1 protein-coding gene is annotated in these 264 nt (G+C 44.7%); it reads left to right on the top strand.

Annotation, left to right across the window (positions count from 1 at the left end; all coding sequences use genetic code 11):
• The coding region (locus AAEY75_RS15615; protein WP_352260104.1) for a hypothetical protein at positions 1-264 on the top strand (264 nt) is incomplete at both ends.

Raw genomic sequence — 264 nt, 5'->3', positions numbered from 1 at the left:
GAATATTCGTCTGATGATCCAAATGCATATGACTCACAAGGCGTATTACTACAAGATAAAGAGGGCAACACTGCAGCGCCAAGCTTTAAAAAAGGCGATAGCTTAATAGATACATCGGAAGATTTATTGGTTGTATCTACCGATTACTTTAGTGACGGCTTTCGTGTTGGTTTGTCGGCTAAATACACAGGTGAGCGTTTAGGTGCATGGCAAGACGAAGGCACGCGAGCACGCAGTAAAGTAGACGGCTACACGGTACTCGAC

Origin of the sequence: Psychrobacter sp. TB55-MNA-CIBAN-0194, assembly GCF_040309505.1 — a bacterium.
GTDB classification, from domain to species: Bacteria; Pseudomonadota; Gammaproteobacteria; order Pseudomonadales; family Moraxellaceae; genus Psychrobacter; species Psychrobacter fozii.
The sequence above is the reverse complement of the archived record's forward strand: the minus strand, read 5'-3'. Positions and strand labels throughout refer to the sequence as shown.